16 protein-coding genes are annotated in these 17891 nt (G+C 51.3%); 9 read left to right on the top strand and 7 right to left on the bottom strand.

Annotation, left to right across the window (positions count from 1 at the left end):
* The first annotated feature begins 129 nt into the window (after positions 1–129).
* On the top strand, positions 130–780 hold the full coding sequence (pyrE, locus tag CBR65_RS14450; RefSeq protein WP_087467516.1) for an orotate phosphoribosyltransferase: 651 nt from the start codon (positions 130–132) through the stop codon (positions 778–780).
* A gap of 20 nt (positions 781–800) precedes the next feature.
* Positions 801–1421: a hypothetical protein gene (locus CBR65_RS14445; protein ID WP_087467515.1), complete on the top strand. Its 621-nt coding sequence runs from the start codon at positions 801–803 to the stop codon at positions 1419–1421.
* A 5-nt stretch (positions 1422–1426) separates the two neighbouring features.
* Here the strand turns inward: CBR65_RS14445 and slmA are convergent, their stop codons facing one another.
* The 4 genes from slmA to coaBC all read right to left on the bottom strand — a co-directional run bounded on the left by slmA (position 1427) and on the right by coaBC (position 6886).
* Complete coding sequence (slmA, locus tag CBR65_RS14440; RefSeq protein WP_087467514.1) at positions 1427–2020, bottom strand: nucleoid occlusion factor SlmA; 594 nt, start codon at positions 2018–2020, stop codon at positions 1427–1429.
* Positions 2021–2090: 70 nt separating this feature from the next.
* Complete coding sequence (gene argB / locus CBR65_RS14435) at positions 2091–2999, bottom strand: acetylglutamate kinase (RefSeq protein ID WP_087467513.1); 909 nt, start codon at positions 2997–2999, stop codon at positions 2091–2093.
* Between the two features lie 142 nt (positions 3000–3141).
* On the bottom strand, positions 3142–5655 hold the full coding sequence (locus CBR65_RS14430) for a phosphomannomutase/phosphoglucomutase (protein ID WP_232461199.1): 2514 nt from the start codon (positions 5653–5655) through the stop codon (positions 3142–3144).
* 25 nt (positions 5656–5680) lie between these two features.
* Positions 5681–6886, bottom strand: a complete 1206-nt coding sequence (coaBC, locus tag CBR65_RS14425) for a bifunctional phosphopantothenoylcysteine decarboxylase/phosphopantothenate--cysteine ligase CoaBC (RefSeq protein ID WP_087467512.1) — start codon at positions 6884–6886, stop codon at positions 5681–5683.
* A gap of 244 nt (positions 6887–7130) precedes the next feature.
* Between coaBC and radC the strand changes: the two genes are divergently transcribed.
* From radC to CBR65_RS14390, 7 genes are all read left to right on the top strand, one after another.
* The gene (radC, locus tag CBR65_RS14420) at positions 7131–7805 is read left to right on the top strand and encodes a DNA repair protein RadC (protein WP_087467511.1); all 675 of its coding nucleotides are present in this window, start codon (positions 7131–7133) and stop codon (positions 7803–7805) included.
* Between the two features lie 311 nt (positions 7806–8116).
* Positions 8117–8353 carry a 50S ribosomal protein L28 gene (gene rpmB / locus CBR65_RS14415; protein ID WP_087467510.1) on the top strand — a complete coding sequence of 79 codons (237 nt, stop codon included), beginning with the start codon at positions 8117–8119 and terminating at the stop codon, positions 8351–8353.
* Positions 8354–8368: 15 nt separating this feature from the next.
* Positions 8369–8524, top strand: a complete 156-nt coding sequence (gene rpmG / locus CBR65_RS14410; protein WP_012489089.1) for a 50S ribosomal protein L33 — start codon at positions 8369–8371, stop codon at positions 8522–8524.
* Positions 8525–8641: 117 nt separating this feature from the next.
* Complete coding sequence (gene sugE / locus CBR65_RS14405; RefSeq protein WP_087467509.1) at positions 8642–8953, top strand: quaternary ammonium compound efflux SMR transporter SugE; 312 nt, start codon at positions 8642–8644, stop codon at positions 8951–8953.
* Between the two features lie 180 nt (positions 8954–9133).
* Positions 9134–12160 carry an EAL domain-containing protein gene (locus tag CBR65_RS14400; RefSeq protein ID WP_087467508.1) on the top strand — a complete coding sequence of 1009 codons (3027 nt, stop codon included), beginning with the start codon at positions 9134–9136 and terminating at the stop codon, positions 12158–12160.
* Between the two features lie 96 nt (positions 12161–12256).
* Complete coding sequence (locus CBR65_RS14395) at positions 12257–13444, top strand: multidrug effflux MFS transporter (RefSeq protein WP_087467507.1); 1188 nt, start codon at positions 12257–12259, stop codon at positions 13442–13444.
* Positions 13445–13626: 182 nt separating this feature from the next.
* Positions 13627–14898 (top strand): mechanosensitive ion channel family protein, encoded by a 1272-nt coding sequence (locus CBR65_RS14390; protein WP_087467506.1) that lies wholly within the window; start codon positions 13627–13629, stop codon positions 14896–14898.
* A 10-nt stretch (positions 14899–14908) separates the two neighbouring features.
* Here the strand turns inward: CBR65_RS14390 and CBR65_RS14385 are convergent, their stop codons facing one another.
* The 3 genes from CBR65_RS14385 to CBR65_RS14375 are packed head-to-tail and all read right to left on the bottom strand — an operon-like array spanning position 14909 to position 17875.
* The gene (locus CBR65_RS14385) at positions 14909–15358 is read right to left on the bottom strand and encodes a chemotaxis protein CheX (RefSeq protein WP_087467505.1); all 450 of its coding nucleotides are present in this window, start codon (positions 15356–15358) and stop codon (positions 14909–14911) included.
* Complete coding sequence (locus tag CBR65_RS14380; protein ID WP_087467504.1) at positions 15359–15721, bottom strand: response regulator; 363 nt, start codon at positions 15719–15721, stop codon at positions 15359–15361.
* Positions 15722–15751: 30 nt separating this feature from the next.
* Complete coding sequence (locus CBR65_RS14375; protein WP_087467503.1) at positions 15752–17875, bottom strand: ATP-binding protein; 2124 nt, start codon at positions 17873–17875, stop codon at positions 15752–15754.
* Positions 17876–17891: the final 16 nt, after the last annotated feature.

Raw genomic sequence — 17891 nt, 5'->3', positions numbered from 1 at the left:
TTGATACTTTTTTTCACATTTTTGCTGTCGATTTGATAGAAGCTACAGTCAGGATTAAGTTCAGCAACTAATCCATCCGGTTATTATTGTTAGACCTATAAGAAGTTAGATCATACACAGGTATTTTGCATGGAAAAGTATCAACATGATTTCATTCAGCTGGCGATCAGGCACCAGGCGCTATGCTTTGGTGAATTCACGCTGAAATCCGGTCGAACCAGTCCATACTTCTTTAATGCAGGCAAATTTCAGACCGGAAATGCATTAGCTGAATTAGGACGCTACTATGCGGCAGCAATCACCGCATCTGGCATCCCCTTTGATGTAGTATTTGGGCCTGCTTATAAAGGAATTCCGCTGGCTGCAACCACGGCTATTGCTTTGTCAGACCATTATCAAAGGGATCTTCCTTACTGTTATAACCGTAAGGAGGCCAAGGATCACGGCGAGGGCGGCACCCTGGTGGGCGCACCATTACAGGGCAAGATACTGATCGTTGATGATGTGATCACCGCCGGGACTGCTGTACGCGAAGTGATGGGGCTTATCAAAGCTGCCGATGCTGAGCCAGCTGCCGTATTGATCGGCCTGAACCGCCAGGAGCGGGGCCAGGGTCCGTTATCGGCAATCCAGGAAGTGGAACAGAATTTTGGTATTCCCGTGGTGAGCATCATTAACCTGAACCACATCATTGATTATCTGGAGACGCAAGGCAGCCAGGGAGACATGGTCGATCAAATCAAACGCTATCGCGCCACCTATGGTGTCGATACACCCTGAAACAGTGAACGGGTAACACGATGAATAAGGGCTTGATCAAACTGATTTCCATCCTCGCGGGCGTTACTGCCCTGTCGGCATCAGCGGTGTACGCTGCTGATGCGCCGGGCAGAGTCTATTATCGCTACGTCAATGAAGACGGCGTTCAGGTTATCAATGCCACCATCCCGCCGGAATATGTTCCAAAAGGTTATGAAGTCGTTTCGCTCAATGGTGAGGTCATCCGTGTTGTGGAGCCGTCTCCAACGGGAGAAGAAGCGGAGCGTGCTGCCGCAGAGCGCAAGCTGCGCAAGCAGCAGGAAAAAGCCGATAAATTGTTGCGGCGTCGTTACAGCAGCGTAGCGGATATCGAAGCGGCCAAGACACGCAACCTTCAGGAGCTGCAAGGTAACATCAGTATCCTGACCAGCAATCTGAGTAATGTGCGCTCACAGATTGTGGCGCAGCAGGAACAAGCGGCCAGTATGGAGCGCAGCGGGCGCGCCGTCAGTGAAGATTTATTAAAGAATCTCGCCAATCTGCAAGCGGAAGAGCGCGACATCAAGATGCAGATCAAACAGCGCGAGCGGGAATATCAGGCTGCGTCTGACAAGTTTGATCAGGATATGAAACGGTTTGAAGTAATTTCCCGCGATAACTAGCTTCCTTATCGCATAAAACCCTGCGCAATCAACGCCCACTGGTCACTCCAGTATTCGGTCGGTGAGCGACGGAATTCGCTGCGTACAAATTGCGTGATACGACCATCCATACACGCCATCAACAAATTCGCAGCAGCGGATACCGGAATGCTCGGACGAATACCTTCACGCAACTCCGCTTCGCGCAGTATTTGTTTCAATTGCGTTTCAAGACGCTCGAATACCTGCGCAATGCGGTTACGCAAGCGTTCCGTTTCACCGGTAAGCGCATCGCCAGTCAGCAGACGAGTAATACCAGGATTGCGCTCGGTGAACGTCAAAACCAATAACAGAATATTTTCACAGCGTTTGAGTGCCGCCGGCTCTTCTGTCAGGATCAAATTGATGCGCGTAAAGATCGTGTCTTCAATAAACTCGATCAAGCCTTCAAACATCTTCGACTTGCTGGGGAAGTGGCGATAGAGCGCAGCTTCCGACACACCCACTTCCCTGGCAAGTGCTGCGGTGGTAATCCGCGCACCGGGACTGTCCTCCAACATCTTGGCAAGTGATTCCAGAATCTGTTGGCGACGCGAAACTTTTGTGCTGGGTTTGTTCATCAGTCTTTAACTCAGTCCGTGGCGATTTCTGTCCAGAATTGCACGCGCACTCCTTGCGTGCAACTGGCCGTTACTTTTTGTTTTTGCTGTTGGTGATCAGTGTACCTACACCCGCATCGGTGAAAATCTCCAGCAACACAGCGTGCTCAACCCGGCCATCGATAATATGGGCACTATTAACACCGCACTTGACCGCATCCAGTGCACAGTCGATCTTGGGTAACATGCCGCCATAGATCGTGCCGTCAGCGATTAAGTCATCGACCTGTGCGGTAGTCAAACCGGTCAACACATTACCTTGTTTATCTTGCAGTCCGGCGACGTTCGTCAACAACATTAATTTTTCTGCGCGCAACACTTCCGCAATCTTGCCGGCGACCAGGTCAGCATTGATGTTGTAGGATGCCCCATCTTCACCGACACCAATGGGCGCAATAACCGGAATAAAATCACTGTTGATCAGCATATCAATGACCGAGGTATTCACGGACGATACTTCGCCGACGTGGCCGATATCAATAATTTCCGGCTCCAGCATCTCGGGTGATTTTCGTGTGAACGACAGCTTGCGTGCGCGAATTAATTGGCCGTCTTTACCGGTAATACCGATTGCCTGACCACCGTTACGATTAATCAGGCTGACGATTTGCTTGTTGACCGTTCCGCCTAACACCATCTCCACGACATCCATCGTCGCGCTATCGGTAACGCGCATGCCGTTGATAAACTCGGATTTAATATCCAGCTTTTGCAAGAGGTCACCAATTTGCGGCCCACCCCCATGCACTACAATGGGGTTCATGCCCACCAGTTTCATCAACACGATGTCGCGTGCAAAACTGTTTTGCAAGGCTTCATCAATCATGGCATTGCCACCAAATTTGATGACGATAGTCTTGCCAGTAAACCGTTGAATATAAGGCAGAGCTTCAGTCAGAACGTTAGCGATATTCATCGCAGAATCGCGGGTTAAAGACATACATCAAATCCTGTAGCTAAAGGGAAGTTCCGACAGACCGCTTCAGAAAATTCCCGGATTAATGGAATCTTGCTATGCGCAAGGTTTGGAGATTGTTGAACGTTTACCTGCATGATCAAGGCAAACGTTTTCCAATGCTCACTTAAAAATTAATAACCAGTTTGGGATTTACTTTCAGTAATTCGCGCTTGAACAAGAGCTTGATTTTTTCCAGCGCTTCTTCAGACTCCGCTTCAAAACGCAGCGTCAATGCCGCCGAGGTATTCGACGCTCGCACCAATCCCCAACCTTTACTGAAATCGACGCGCAAACCATCGATCGTGGTGGGCTTGCCATTCTGGAAATCACCTTTCTCAATTAACTGTTGAATCAGGGCAAATTTTTCAGCATCCGGCACAGCAATCTTCAGCTCCGGTGTGGCGGGCAAAATCGGGAACGCCATAAAGATGTCATCGATCTTCTGGTCACGCAGCGTGATGATTTCCAACAAACGCGCCATAGCATACATGCCGTCGTCGAAACCGTACCAGCGATCTTTGATAAAGATATGACCGGAATATTCCCCACCAATTAATGCGCCGGTTTCAATCATCTTGGCTTTCATCGGCGAGTGGCCGGTTTTCCACATCATCGGGCGCCCGCCATAGCTGCTGATCACCTGGTTCAGTTGCCGCGAACATTTCACATCGAAGAGTACATCTGCACCGGGATTGCGCGACAAGACATCGCGTGCGAACAGCATCAATAAATGATCCGGCCAAATAATCGTGCCTTTGGGCGTTACCACAACCAGTCGATCGCCATCGCCGTCGAATGCTACACCGAGATCGGCACCGACCTCCTGCACTTTGGCAATTAAATCGCGCAGATTTTTTTCGTGGCCGGGGTCCGGATCGTGATTGGGGAAGGTGCCATCCAGATCGCAATAAAGCGGAGTAACGTCGCAACCCAATTCTTCAAACAACTGCGGTGCCACCACGCCGGTCACCGCATTACCCGCGTCAATCACCAATGACACGTTACTGGCCAACGCCACATCAGAAAAAATACGATCAATATAATCCGCAATCACCTCACGATGCTCTGTGCTGCCCTGACCGCGATGAAATTGTTGCCGCATAATACGCGCACGAATATCCATGACCGCATCGTCGGCGAGCGTCACACCGTTAATCACCATCTTGAAGCCGTTGTACTCCGCCGGATTATGGCTGGCCGTTACCATAACACCGCTGTTGGTTTCCGGCAGATGGAAAGTAGCAAAATACAACACGGGCGTCGGCACAATGCCGATGTCAATCACATGACAACCTGTGCGCAAAATGCCTTTTACCAGAGCTTGGCTCAGCTCCTCGCTGTGAGTGCGACCATCGCGTGCGACGATAATACTTGTCTCACCCTGATCCAGCACTTCGCTGCCGATAGCCGCGCCGATTTTTTCGGCCAATTGTGCGGTCAGGTCCTGACCGACAATGCCGCGAATATCGTAGGAACGAAAAATATCTGCAGGGACATCAAGGGTTTGTGCAGCCGTTCCGCCGGCCGCTTTTTTCCCGGTGGCCTGATTCAGTCCGAGAATATCATCGTCTTCTTCGATAACGGCGATATCAAGAATATCCTGATTCTGATAGATCGGATTCGCCAGTATTTCATCGGTGGCTTTAGCGGTCTCACCAGCTTTCGCAACTGTTTTTGCTTCTGCCGCGTCAGCTTTTGCTGTGGCTTTTTGTGTTGTTTGTGCTTTAACAAGAACTTTGCTCGCCAGCCACGCCAATACCAGGCCAGCGATACTGGTGACGGATATCACCAGCAACCATAACGTCGGTAGTTCTTCCGATAAATTCACCAACTGCTGCGAGGGTGTAAAGCGAACACTCCAATAAGTGTTGGGAATCGGCATCTCATGATGGGGGGAGAGATTACCGTTGCCAACGGAGGCAACCGTCAACGGCATACTGCCGGCGATTTTTTGTAACAGCACGGCTTGTCCGAGATTGGCATCACCGACATTGAATGCACTGATCAGGTCGCGGCCATCCAGCGTAACCAGTAACGTGCCCGCCACCGGTTGTTGCGCATCTGTGGGCAGGGGCGTAATAAGATGCAGCAACCAATTATCGTCAACTACGGCTGCTTCGGGTAGGGTAGGCTCGCGACGTTCGGCGCGACGAATTAAATCCAGCTCAGCAAACCGAATCGGTGCAATGCCTTCGCGATCCAGTTGCGCGGTGCCGGCGGGTATTAAACGCACCGCAACCGGTTGATCAAAATATTCTCGCAAACTCTGCTGTCGGACGGCTATTTGTTCCGCATTATTGTCAGTCAGACGAGTGACCAGATCAGGATACGCACGAGCTTGCTCAAATTGCTGGGTCACCTTCGCGAGATAACGTTGAACAGCATTGACATGGACGCTTGTCTGTTGCGCGGTCAATTCTGACTGACGCTCGCGCTGCACATCCTCCACCATAACGCCGTGCAGTAAAAAGGCGAGCAATGCGTTGACCACAACCACCACGCCAAGCGCGATCAACAACACCTTTTGCCGCGCGGCTGCCGTACGCTTGGCGGCTTCCTGCGCACGCTGCGCCGCACGCGAGCTGGCGGTTTGACTATCGACTTTTTTTATCTCGGGTAATTTATCCGGTTTATCCACGTTGCTTCCCTTATGAGGTCGTGATTTATTGTTGTGCCGGTAAACGATCGGCTAATAATGAAATCAGGTCGCGTGCCAATTGCTGTTTGCTGCGTTGCGTCAGTGCCTGTTCGCCATTGTGGTCTATCAGGGTAACGGCATTATCGTCGCTGTCAAAGCCTATGCCTTCGGTAGCAATGTTATTGGCAATAATCAGATCCAGATTTTTGTGTTGCAGTTTTGTTCGTGCATAGGCGAGCAGGTTTTCACTCTCTGCAGCAAAACCGACGGTAAACGGTTTTGGCTGCAGAGCGGCAACAGCGGCGATGATATCGGGGTTCTTCACCAACTCAATCGTCATGCTGTCATTTGTCGTTTTCTTGAGTTTGTTCGCTGCGATGGTAACAGGGCGATAATCGGCCACAGCCGCCGCGCCGATAAACAGATCACAAGCTGCTGCCTGTTGCAGGCTGGCGTCATACATCTGTTGGGCGCTGGTGACATCAATACGGGTGGCCCGCTCGGGTATCGGTAAATGTGTTGGGCCACTGATCAAGATCGTCTGCGCACCGGCTTCGACCGCCGCTTGCGCCAGGGCATAACCCATCTTGCCCGAGCTGTAGTTGCTGATATACCGCACCGGGTCAATAGCTTCGCGGGTCGGGCCGGCAGTGATCACCACTCTGCGCCCGGCAAGGCTGCCGGGTTGGAATAAACTCGCGGCAGCGATGGCTATTTGTACCGGCTCAAGCATGCGACCGGGACCGATATCGCCGCACGCCTGACTGCCATCCGCCGGGCCGAAAATGCGCACGTTGCGCTCCTGCAAAAGGCGCAGGTTTTCCTGGGTGCTGACATTGCGCCACATCCCCTGATTCATCGCTGGCGCTAAAGCCAGGGTGGCGGCTGTGGCCAGGCAGACTGTCGTAAGGAGATCATCACCTTTACCTTGTGCCAGGCGCGCCATAAAGTCTGCACTGGCAGGTGCTACCAATACCAAATCCGCCCACCGCGCCAATTGGATATGACCCATCGCCGCCTCGGCTTCGGGATCGAGCAGGGTGGTATGCACCGGGTTGCCCGACAATGCCTGTAAAGTCAGGGGGGTAATAAACTCTTGCGCGGCTGCCGTCATCACGACGCGCACCTCCGCCCCCAGATCTTGCAGCCGGCGAATCAGGTCCGCACTTTTATAGGCGGCAATACCACCGGTAACGCCGAGCAGGATATGTTTATTGGCAAGTGAACTCATGGGATTCCTGTCGCTGACCGCTGCCTTGACGACACCCGCAGGCACGCGAAAGCTGTATTGACGCCGCTTGGAAGTAATTGGTTACTTACGTCAAATACCAGATTACATAAGCCTCTGGCCAAAGCGCTTGACGCAAAGCGACTAAGATACCATTCTTACCGCCGTTTTCGTACAGGGAGCGACAACCGAGCCAACGGCTCTGCGCGTTTACTTTTTCTTTATATAACCGACAAGGAACTGTCATATGTCCATAGCACAATGGCCTGAAGCCGAACGTCCCCGCGAGAAACTGCTCAAACAAGGCCCGCAATCCCTCTCGGATGCCGAATTACTTGCCATCTTCCTGCGCGTAGGTTGTGTCGGTAAATCTGCCGTCGATCTTGCTCGCGAATTGCTGCAACAATACGGCGGCTTGCGCCCGCTGCTGGAAGCCAACCAAACCGAGTTCTGTCGTGGACTGGGGCTTGGCTCGGCCAAGTATGCACAGCTGCAAGCGGTACTGGAGATGGGGCGGCGACATTTATCCGCCCGGATGCAGGAAGGTGACTTGCTCACCAGCCCGGATTTGGTGCGCAATTACCTCAGTGCCCAATTGCGCCATCGCCACCAGGAAATCTTTGCCGTGCTTTTTCTCGACAACCAGCACCGCTTGCTGGCTTACGAAGAGCTCTTCTTCGGCACCATTGATGGGGCGAGCGTCCATCCTCGGGAAGTGGTGCGCAAAGCCATTGCACGCAATGCGGCAGCGTTGATCCTGGCTCACAATCATCCCTCTGGTGTGGCAGAACCCAGCCAGGCCGACCGACGCATCACCGAACGCCTGCAACAGGCCCTCGACCTGATCGATGTGCGGGTGCTCGACCACATGGTCGTCGGCGACCGCGAGGTGGTTTCTTTTGCCGAGCGGGGCCTGATTTAACCCATTGGCGACAGGCAACCAGCAAATCAGCAGGAAATATGGCTAAAAATTCACCCGGACGTTGCTATTGAAGGGCTGTTTTGGTATAAAACGCGGCTCTCTGCGGCCGGGTATGCAAGGCTTCTTATATATGGGCGGACAAGCGTTTATATAAAGGTGTTTGCAAGACGTTTTTGGCGTCCCCACATTCATCCATGAAGGGTCGCAAACGGTATGAATAGGCTGCTCCCAACACTGCTCTAGGCTGGTTGTTGGTCTGTTTCAAGGCTCAAACACAGCGTAGCGCGCTGATTTTTCAAAGAGGCAAGACAATGTCTAAGGTATGTCAAGTGACTGGCAAGCGTCCAATCACTGGAAACAATGTTTCTCACGCTAAGAACCACACCAAGCGTCGTTTTTTACCCAACCTGCATACTCACCGTTTCTGGGTTGAGACCGAAAAGCGTTTCGTATCCCTGCGCGTTTCTGCCAAAGGCATGCGCGTTATCGACAAGCGCGGCATCGATGCAGTATTGGCCGATCTGCGCGCTAACGGCGAAAAATTTTAATCAGGAGCAAGCATCATGCGCGAAAAAATTCGTCTGAACTCCAGTGCAGGTACCGGTCATTTCTACACCACTGACAAAAACAAGCGTACCATGCCTGAGAAAATGGAAATCAAAAAGTACGACCCGGTTGTGCGCAAGCACGTGGTCTACAAAGAAGGCAAGATCAAGTAATTGATTTAAAGCCATTCCTGAAAAAACCCGGCCTTTGCCGGGTTTTTTTATACGCGGGGACGACCTCGCGCATTCTGCTATTTCGGGGACGACCCTGTTTTTTGTGAGGTTGTCGCCATGTCCTGGTTGTTACTTTTCTTTGCCGGTTTATTTGAGATTGCCTGGGCTCTGGGGCTGAAATACAGCGAGGGCTTTACCCGGCTCTGGCCGAGTGTTGCCACGGTTCTCGCATTGATCGCCAGCCTTACTCTACTCGGTTTGTCCTTGCGCCAGCTGCCCTTGGGTACCGCTTATGCGGTATGGAGCGGGATTGGTGCCCTGGGAACCGTTGCGCTGGGTATCTTGCTGTTCGGCGAATCGCTATCGCCGTTACGCCTGTTATCCGTGGGGTTGATATTGATCGGTATCACCGGGTTGAAGCTGGCTTGATCCCTCACAGGGCTCATTCCCGCATCGGCATCGTGTCGCGCTGCCGCAACCTGAATCAAGGTATTTGTCCCGGCAGAATTCTGGCCGATTGCCTATTCGTGAAATACACTTAATCGCAACACATCAGTTTACATAACGAAGATAACCCTGTTTCCTGCATAAGGCCTCTTTGATACTTCCATGGATAGCGCCAGCCTTCTTGCCCTGACCCACAATGCCGCACTCCTGTTGGCGATGATCTTTATCTACGATCTGGCCATTGACCGCAAACGTACCCAGCGAGTGCTGGGGTGGAAGGTCCTGATCGGCGTGGGTCTGGGTATTACTGCCATCGTTATCATGCTGACGCCCTGGGAATTTGCCCCGGGTATCGTCTTCGATACGCGTTCGGTATTGCTCGGCATTGCCGGGTTATTTTTTGGCCCACTCCCCACGCTGATAGCCATGGTCATGGCGGCGGCCCTGCGCCTTTATCAGGGCGGGGCCGCCGCTGTTACCGGCGTGCTGGTCATTATCGCTTCCGGCTGCATTGGCATCGCCTGGCGACATTTTCGCTTTCGCGAGCTGGTGCGTATCTCCACCGGCGAACTCTACCTTTTTGGTCTGGTCGTTCACCTGGTGATGCTGGTGCTGATGTTCACCTTACCACTCACCACCGCCCTGCAGGTATTAGCCGATGTCGGTTTGCCGGTGTTAATCGTCTATCCCCTGGCAACAACCTTGTTAGGTACGCTCTTTGCGGGCCGCCTTGAGCGCAAACAAGTCATCGAAGCGCTGGCGGAAAATGAATTCCTGTTTCGTTCGCAATTTGATTTCGGCAACATTGGCATTGCCATTACGTCTGTCGATAAACACTGGTTGCGGGTCAATCCGCGCTTGTGTGAAATGATTGGCTATAACGAAGAGGAATTGAGCAAACTCACCTGGGCTGATATTACCCATCCGGATGATCTTAATAAGGATGTCGAACAATTTCAGCGCATCCTGACCGGTGAGATTGAAAGCTACGATCTGGATAAACGTTTTATCTGTAAAGACGGCAAGGTGCTTTACGTTCACCTAACGGCTTCCTGTTATCGCAATGAAGGGCAGGTGCAATTTTTTATTGCCGGCCTGCTGGATACCACGCAACAAAAACTCGCAGAGCTGGCACTGCGTGCCAGCGAAGAACAGTTAACCCTGGTACTGGCCGGCGGTGAATTGGGTTTCTGGGATTGGGATATTGTTACCAACAAAGTCGAGCGCAACGCACGCTGGGCAGAGATGCTTGGATACACCCACGAGGAAATTCAGCGCACCGTAAAACAATGGATTGATTTTATTCATCCGGATGATCGCGCATTCGCCTGGGAATCCATCACGCGACATCTGGAAGGCAAGACACCGCAACACAAAGTCGAGTACCGCATGCAAACCAAACAAGGCGACTATCGCTGGATTCAGGATTGCGCGAAAGTGGTCAGTTACACCAGCGACGGCAAGCCCTTGCGCATGTGCGGCACGCATACGGATATTACCGAACGGAAGCAAGCTGAAGAATCCATGCAGCTTGCCTCGATGGTCTACGACAACAGCAGCGAAGCCATGATGGTGATGGATGCGAATACCGGCAATGTCATCACCATTAATCCCGCCTTCACCGAATTGACACAATATCCGCCGGAAGAAATTATCGGTCAGTATGCAGGCATCCTCAGCACCGACTCTGAACGCTCGACGCTTTATACCAACCTGCGCGAAAGCATGAAAAACAATGGCCGTTGGCGCGGTGAAACCTGGTGCCGCCGTAAAAATGGTGAAGACTTTGCCATCTGGCTGACCATGAATACCATCTTCAACAGCGAAGGAAAACCTTATCGCCGGGTTGCTCTCTTTTCTGATATCACCGATAAAAAACAGTCGGAAGAAATTATCTGGAACCAAGCCAACTTTGATCAACTAACGCAATTGCCCAATCGCCGCATGTTTCTGGATCACCTTGAACAGGAGATAAAAAAATCAGCGCGCACTCATCAACCCCTCGCACTACTGTTTCTGGATCTGGATTTATTTAAGGAGGTTAATGACACGCTGGGGCACGATATGGGCGATAAGTTACTGAAGGAAACCGCCGAGCGTTTGCGTCAGTGCGTGCGCGATACCGATACCGTCGCACGCCTCGGTGGCGATGAATTCACGGTGATTCTCAGTGATCTCGACAGTACGGAGAGCGTGGAACGCATCGCAGAAACTATCTTGCGCAAATTGACTGAACCTTTTCAGTTGGGTGCCGATACGGCTTATATTTCTACCAGTATCGGTATTACCTTGTATCCGAACGATGCGCGTGCTATCGACACCTTATTGAAAAATGCAGACCAGGCCATGTACGCGGCCAAGAGTCTCGGGCGCAATCGTTTCAATTACTTTACCGCCTCCATGCAGGAAGCCGCGCGCAACCGCATGCGAATGATCAACGATATGCGTAGCGCTATCAGCGATGCACAGTTTATGTTGCACTACCAACCGATTATTGATCTGCGCAACAATAGCATCAGCAAAGCCGAGGCCTTGATTCGCTGGCAACATCCCACACGCGGACTGGTTTCACCGAACGAATTTATTTCCCTGGCGGAAGACACCGGGATGATTATTGATATCGGTGATTGGGTGTTTCGCGAGGCGATGTCGCAAGTCGCCCGCTGGCGCGACTGGCACAACATTGATATACAAATCAGTGTGAATAAATCACCGGTACAGTTTCGCGATGAGAATAATGATTTATCGCACTGGTTCGAGCATATTCGTCAATTAGGCTTGTCGGGTAACTCCATCAATATTGAAATCACCGAAGGCTTGCTGCTGGACGCCAATAATGCCGTGCACGAAAAGCTATTGGCATTTCGCGACGCCGGCATTCAAGTATCACTGGATGATTTCGGCACTGGCTATTCTTCGTTGGCATATCTCAAAAAATTCGATATTGATTACCTGAAGATCGATCAGTCGTTCGTGCGCAATTTACACAGCGACGCAGAAGAGTTTGCGCTGTGTGAAGCGATTATCGTCATGGCCCACAAGTTGGGCATCAAAGTGATTGCCGAAGGCGTTGAAACCCAACAGCAATGCGATTTGCTGGCGGCAGCAGGTTGCGATTACGCCCAGGGTTATTTGTTCTCCAAACCGGTACCTGCCGATGACTTTGCCCGCCTGTTCCTGGTCCAATAGCCATTGATCGAAATTTTCGTCCAAATGCCCTTGATGCGCGCTGTCGTTAAATATTGAAACACGGCTTATCATAGCGGTGTATTTTGAGGACTCCGCATGACTGAAAAATCCCTATCTCCCTGGTTAATTCTGTTATTAGCCGCCATGATCGCCACCACCCCGCTGGCGGTGGATATGTACCTGCCTGCCATGCCCGCCATGGCCCACGACCTGAACACCCATATCGGAACGGTACAACAATCACTGAGTATTTTTCTCGCGGCTTACGGCGCTGGCATGTTGCTGTTTGGTCCGCTGGCTGACGCTCTGGGCCGCAGGCCCCTGGCGCTGTTCGGCTTGAGTGGATTTGCGCTGGCCAGTCTGATGTTGAGTTGGGTGGAGAGCATCGAATGGTTTCTTACCTGGCGGACGATACAGGCACTGAGCGGTGCCGCTTCGTCAGTGGTGGTGCCCGGCATTATTCGTTACCTCTATCGCGAGCACACCGCCAAGGGCATGTCGTATATGTCCATGATTATGATGCTCGCCCCCTTGCTGGCACCGGCACTCGGCAGCGCCATCATGTGGCTGAACAGCTGGCATTTTATTTTTATCGCCCAAGCGGGCTACGCGGCCGTTATTATCTTTTTTGCCTGGCGTTTCCTTCCGGAGATCAAAGCAAAAGACAGTTCACGCCGAGTCAATTTTTTGCAGGGCTACCGCACTGTCTTTGCTAACTATTCTGCGCGTCCGCTGATTGTCACCATCACGTGTTCATCTTTTGCTTTCTTCTGCTTTCTAACGGCTATTCCATTTATTTATATAAAATATTTTGGTGTAAGCGAACAACTGTTCGGCATTTTGTTTGGTGTAAATGTGATGATGTTGATGCTGGCAAATTTTATCAACAGCCGGGTGGTAAGTCGGGTCGGCTCACCGCGTATGTTGCGCATTGGTCTCGGGATAGCGCTGATCAGTGCCAGCTTATTGTGTTTATTTAATTATCTTGACATGAATCTGTGGTACACGGTTTTTACCGTCGGTCCGCTGATGGCAAGCCTGGGTTTAATCTCTACCAATACCGATGCCATGATCATCATGAAATTTCCTGATCATTCGGGTACCGCAACGGCGGTTACCGGTACTTTGCGTTTTGGCAGTGGTGCTATCGCCGGGCCACTGCTCGCGTGGCTTTATACCGGTACAGCTATGCCCTTTTCGCTGTTGATGTTAGCCGGTGTTCTCGGCGTGCTGTGTTGTCAAATCTGGATTTTCCTGCGTACCGCTCAACAAAAAACGGAGTAATTTCATGCGCTGGACCAGTGTGTAACCAGGCGCCCTGAAGTCAGAGCGATTTTTGTGTATCATCCAGCCTTCATTTTCCCTACATAGCTGGCGAATGTGCGTGTGCGACTGATAGCTGTTCATTCAGTCCGCCATCATTCATACAGATATATCAAACAGGACATTGAACACAGAGGCGTGCGATGAAAGACACATTGATAGACTGGCTGGAAACTCTGGATCTGCAAAACACGGAATTGGCATATTTCCTGATTATCATCGGGATAATTGCATTAACCTCGCTGATCATTCACTTTATCCTGCACCGGGTCGTGATTCGTCTGATCAGCCATCGCGCCTCTCAATCACAACGCCTCTGGCAGCGTGCGCTTTTTCAAAACAAATTATTCAGCCGGCTCGCGCTGACCTTGCAAGGGTTTATTGTTTATACCCAGGCGCGTATCTGGCTGGACAGCGATACTGACACGCTCGTTGTGATTGAAGTGGTAACCCATTTGTGGGTACTGCTTTATGCATTGCTGTCCCTCTTTGCGTTGCTCGATACGCTGGAAGATATTGTTCTCTCCACGCCTTACGGCCGACGCTTCCCTCTGCGCGGAATCTTTCAGAGTATCAAATTGATCAGTGCGCTGGTCACCATTATCTTCGCCATCTCTTTATTAATCGGTAAGTCGCCGGTGATATTGTTCAGCAGTCTCGGTGCAATGACCGCCGTCCTGCTGTTGATATTTAAAGATCCGATTATGGGGCTGGTGGCGGGTATTCAACTGTCGGCCAACGACATGCTGGCCGTAGGTGACTGGCTGGAGATGCCTAAATATGGCGCCGACGGCGATGTGATTGATATCAGCCTGACCACCGTCAAGGTGCGTAATTGGGATAAGACGATTACCACCATTCCAGCTTACTCATTAATTTCCGATTCGTTTAAAAACTGGCGCGGGATGACCGAAGCGGGTGGACGCCGGATAAAACGCGCGGTGAATATCGATGCAACCAGCGTAAGATTTCTTGATGAAGCTGCGTTAAAGCGCTTGCGTCGCGCACAACTCCTGACGGATTACATTGAAAACAAAGTGCGTGAACTTACCGAATACAACAAAGAGAATAATATCGATCCGGAATCACCGGTGAACGGCCGCAAGCTGACCAATCTCGGAACCTTCCGCGCTTACCTCACCGCTTATCTCCGCGCGCATAAAAAAATTCACCAGGAAAATATGACTTTAATGGTGCGCCAACTGGAACCTGGCGCCAATGGTATTCCCATGGAAATCTACGCGTTTTCCAATGATATTAATTGGGTAGCTTATGAGGGTATTCAGGCGGATATCTTCGATCATGTCTTTGCCGTGATTCCGGAGTTCGGATTGCGTATCCACCAGACGCCCACGGGTTACGACCTGCAACAAATAGGCGTAAAAATTACCGATACCACAACCACAACTGAATAACGCGGGATCACTACTGCTGCAAGCAGATGACCACCGCCGCGTGATAGGACTTCCAGTAAACCGGAATAACGTAGGAGCGCAGCTGTGCCGGCAAATGGATGTGGTTAGGCGCTCCTTCAATCATCACCGGCACCGAGATCATAAATTCCTGCCCAAAGGTGCTGCGGGCATTACCGGAAATAATATTGGCCACTTCACCGACAAGATCAAAGATATGCTCGTTGGTGGTTTCCCTTTCGCCGATGCTGAGCAGCAAATGTTTAAGCAAAATACGCGGCGCCGTGAAATACACACAACCGCGATAGGGGCCGGAGATGCCGATAATCCCGGTCACGTCATAAGCGGCCGGATTTTCGTTTTCCACCAGATAAGGTGTACCGACTTTGACATCCCGGTCATTGGTATGCTGAAAAAAGCGCACCACACCATCAATAAAGACTTGTAAGGTTTGTTCTGACATTTAATCCTCGGTCAACTCAGTCAGTGCTTCCAGTAATTGCTGATCGCTGAACGGTTTACACAAAAAACCGCGCGCGCCTTTTTTCAATGCTTCAATGCCTGTCGCCTTGTCGGATAACGCCGATATCACCAGAATGCGCAAACCCGGGTCCAGTGCAATCAGCTGCTGGATGCAGGCAATGCCATCCATCTCCGGCATGGTCAAATCCATGGTGACCACTTGCGGACGGGTTTTCCTGAACAGTGTAAGGGCTTCTGCACCATTACCCGCCGACGCCACCACATGAAATTGATCCGAGTCGTTACAGCGTTCTATCTTGCGGCGGATAATATTCGAATCATCCACAATCATCAGTGACAACATCTTGTATTCCTGTTACGTCAAACGGTGTTATCAGGCAGCAATATCGTTTTGTGCCGAAAGCAGCGGCAACGTAATAACAAAACGACAGTGGCGCCCGCGCCGACTGGATATATTGAGCTTGCCGCGCAAGGCCAGTACCTGACTCATCACCGCTTCCATGCCCACACCGCGACCGGCATCTTTGGTGATAGCTTTGGCGGTGCTGAAGCCTTCGTTAAAAATCAGGCTGAGTAATTTTTTGTTGTCCCAGGATTCAATTTCACCCAAGGTCCACTTACCGGACGCGATAGCTTTTTCGCGAATCGCCGCGTAATCCAGGCCCTGACCGTCATCCATAACGGTCAATTCCATTTCGCTCTCCGAGATCCTGGCCAGGCGTAAATCTATCCGGCCCTGCGGCGACTTCTGACTGAGCTCACGCTCGCGCGGCGTTTCTATACCGTGCACCACTGCGTTGCGCAGCAGCTGGATGCAAATTTCTTTCAGCTGCTGCTGGTTTTCGTAGCCCAGGGTCAAATCGTGTAGACCGCTGGTTACTAATTTGACGTCTTTACCATTGCGTTGCGCGATGCTCTGGACAAAAGACTCCAGATGATCCCAACCGTCATTTTGTCGATTGCCGGTGATATGACGCGGATCTATGGTTGCAGCAGCGTTGGTGTTGACCAGCGCAAACTGGCCCAGCTTATTGATCAACAATTCCACCTGCTGGGTGTAACTGATCAAATTTTCCAATTGCACCGCCAGGCCCAGATAATCATTCCCGGTCAAATCCGGTTTGTTGCGCAGCAACTCCAGTTCATCTTCAATGGCGTGAGCGGCATTCTCAAAATATTCCAGCTTGAGCGCCGCCGCATCACCTTTGAAATTATGGATTTCCCGGAAGATACCACTGGCTTTTTCGCGTACGGATGCAGCATTTTTTGACGGCAAACTCAGGATATGGTTAACCCGGTTGTAGCATTTGTAGGCGCCGGCGATGAACTCATTTAACAATGTCGGATGGGTATGCAATAAACCGGTCAGCATCTCCAATTGTTGTTCATTGTGCTTGCGGCTTTCACTCAGAGCTTTTTCCAGTTTGACTTGCTCGGTGATATCCAGAATCGTGACCAATACGTGGGAAATCACATTGGCCTGATAGGCGCGGGCGAAATCAAACTTCAGGTATTTGGTAAGAAATCCACCGCTGGGCTGGGCGATATTCACCTCCACCAGATTGAGCGGATTGAGATCGCCGATCAGTTTTTCCTTGATCTTCGGATCAAATAATAACTCGATAAAACCGCGAGCCGTCTCCGCATCTTTTTCGCTGATAATATTTTCCAGCAGCGACTGAAATGATTTTCCGGCAAACTCCTGCTCACCCAACACCTCAATTAATTTGGCGGAATGTTGCTCACCGATACGCAGGTTTTTATCGATCAGAAATAAACCTTCGTTAACCGTTTCAAGAATTTCAGTGGTTTCCTTGCGCGCCCGCTCGATAATGACATCACTTTCACGCAGCTGGCGAACAAAGTGGAACATGATAAAGAAGAAGTTAATAATCGCCAGACTGATACCGACGGTTTGAATCCAGCGCAGGCGCGTTGCCTTGGACGCAGCGAGGTGTTCCAGTGCAATCGTGAGGTCATTCATGTGGCCCAGTAGCGCGAGATTGTTAGCGCGCGCCATGGCGACTGCCGCCGCCAGGGATGCATCAATCGGATTATCCTGTTGCACATCCTGAATCAGCGTTTGCACTGCGCTACGGTACGGCGCCCAGAGAACCGCTGCTTCGCGCAAGGCCGACATCCCTTTTGGATCGCTGACCGCATCCAGGGTTACGGCTTCTTGCGCTGCACCGCGCGCGTTGCCACCGCGAAGAAAGGCATTCAGGGTTTCATCAAATAACGATTCACTTAACAACAGTTCATCAAACGCTTTTTTAAACAGCGCCGGATCGTCGCGGGCGCTGTCGAGTACAAATAAGGTTTTGGCCATACGCTGCGACAACATCCGCTGGCGCCCCGCGAGGTTTACGCCCACGGCGTCGTCGGCAATTTCGAACGAGATATAGAAATTTAATAAGAGAACAGATGCATCGAGTAGTAAAAAGAGGGCAACAGAAACAAGAATGCCGCGGTATTTTCCGTAATCAAATTTGAACATGGCTTGCGCTCACCTG

The sequence above is a fragment of the Cellvibrio sp. PSBB006 genome, from assembly GCF_002162135.1.
Taxonomy (GTDB): domain Bacteria; phylum Pseudomonadota; class Gammaproteobacteria; order Pseudomonadales; family Cellvibrionaceae; genus Cellvibrio.
The sequence above is the reverse complement of the archived record's forward strand: the minus strand, read 5'-3'. Positions and strand labels throughout refer to the sequence as shown.

Coding starts and splice junctions, on each gene's coding strand:
- radC (WP_087467511.1), top strand. CDS start 7,131: ATGTCCATAGCACAATGGCCTGAAGCCGAACGTCCCCGCGAGAAACTG.
- rpmG (WP_012489089.1), top strand. CDS start 8,369: ATGCGCGAAAAAATTCGTCTGAACTCCAGTGCAGGTACCGGTCATTTC.
- argB (WP_087467513.1), bottom strand. CDS start 2,999: ATGTCTTTAACCCGCGATTCTGCGATGAATATCGCTAACGTTCTGACT.
- coaBC (WP_087467512.1), bottom strand. CDS start 6,886: ATGAGTTCACTTGCCAATAAACATATCCTGCTCGGCGTTACCGGTGGT.
- CBR65_RS14380 (WP_087467504.1), bottom strand. CDS start 15,721: ATGTTGTCACTGATGATTGTGGATGATTCGAATATTATCCGCCGCAAG.
- slmA (WP_087467514.1), bottom strand. CDS start 2,020: ATGAACAAACCCAGCACAAAAGTTTCGCGTCGCCAACAGATTCTGGAA.
- CBR65_RS14385 (WP_087467505.1), bottom strand. CDS start 15,358: ATGTCAGAACAAACCTTACAAGTCTTTATTGATGGTGTGGTGCGCTTT.
- CBR65_RS14400 (WP_087467508.1), top strand. CDS start 9,134: ATGGATAGCGCCAGCCTTCTTGCCCTGACCCACAATGCCGCACTCCTG.
- pyrE (WP_087467516.1), top strand. CDS start 130: ATGGAAAAGTATCAACATGATTTCATTCAGCTGGCGATCAGGCACCAG.
- CBR65_RS14390 (WP_087467506.1), top strand. CDS start 13,627: ATGAAAGACACATTGATAGACTGGCTGGAAACTCTGGATCTGCAAAAC.
- CBR65_RS14395 (WP_087467507.1), top strand. CDS start 12,257: ATGACTGAAAAATCCCTATCTCCCTGGTTAATTCTGTTATTAGCCGCC.
- rpmB (WP_087467510.1), top strand. CDS start 8,117: ATGTCTAAGGTATGTCAAGTGACTGGCAAGCGTCCAATCACTGGAAAC.
- CBR65_RS14445 (WP_087467515.1), top strand. CDS start 801: ATGAATAAGGGCTTGATCAAACTGATTTCCATCCTCGCGGGCGTTACT.
- CBR65_RS14375 (WP_087467503.1), bottom strand. CDS start 17,875: ATGTTCAAATTTGATTACGGAAAATACCGCGGCATTCTTGTTTCTGTT.
- sugE (WP_087467509.1), top strand. CDS start 8,642: ATGTCCTGGTTGTTACTTTTCTTTGCCGGTTTATTTGAGATTGCCTGG.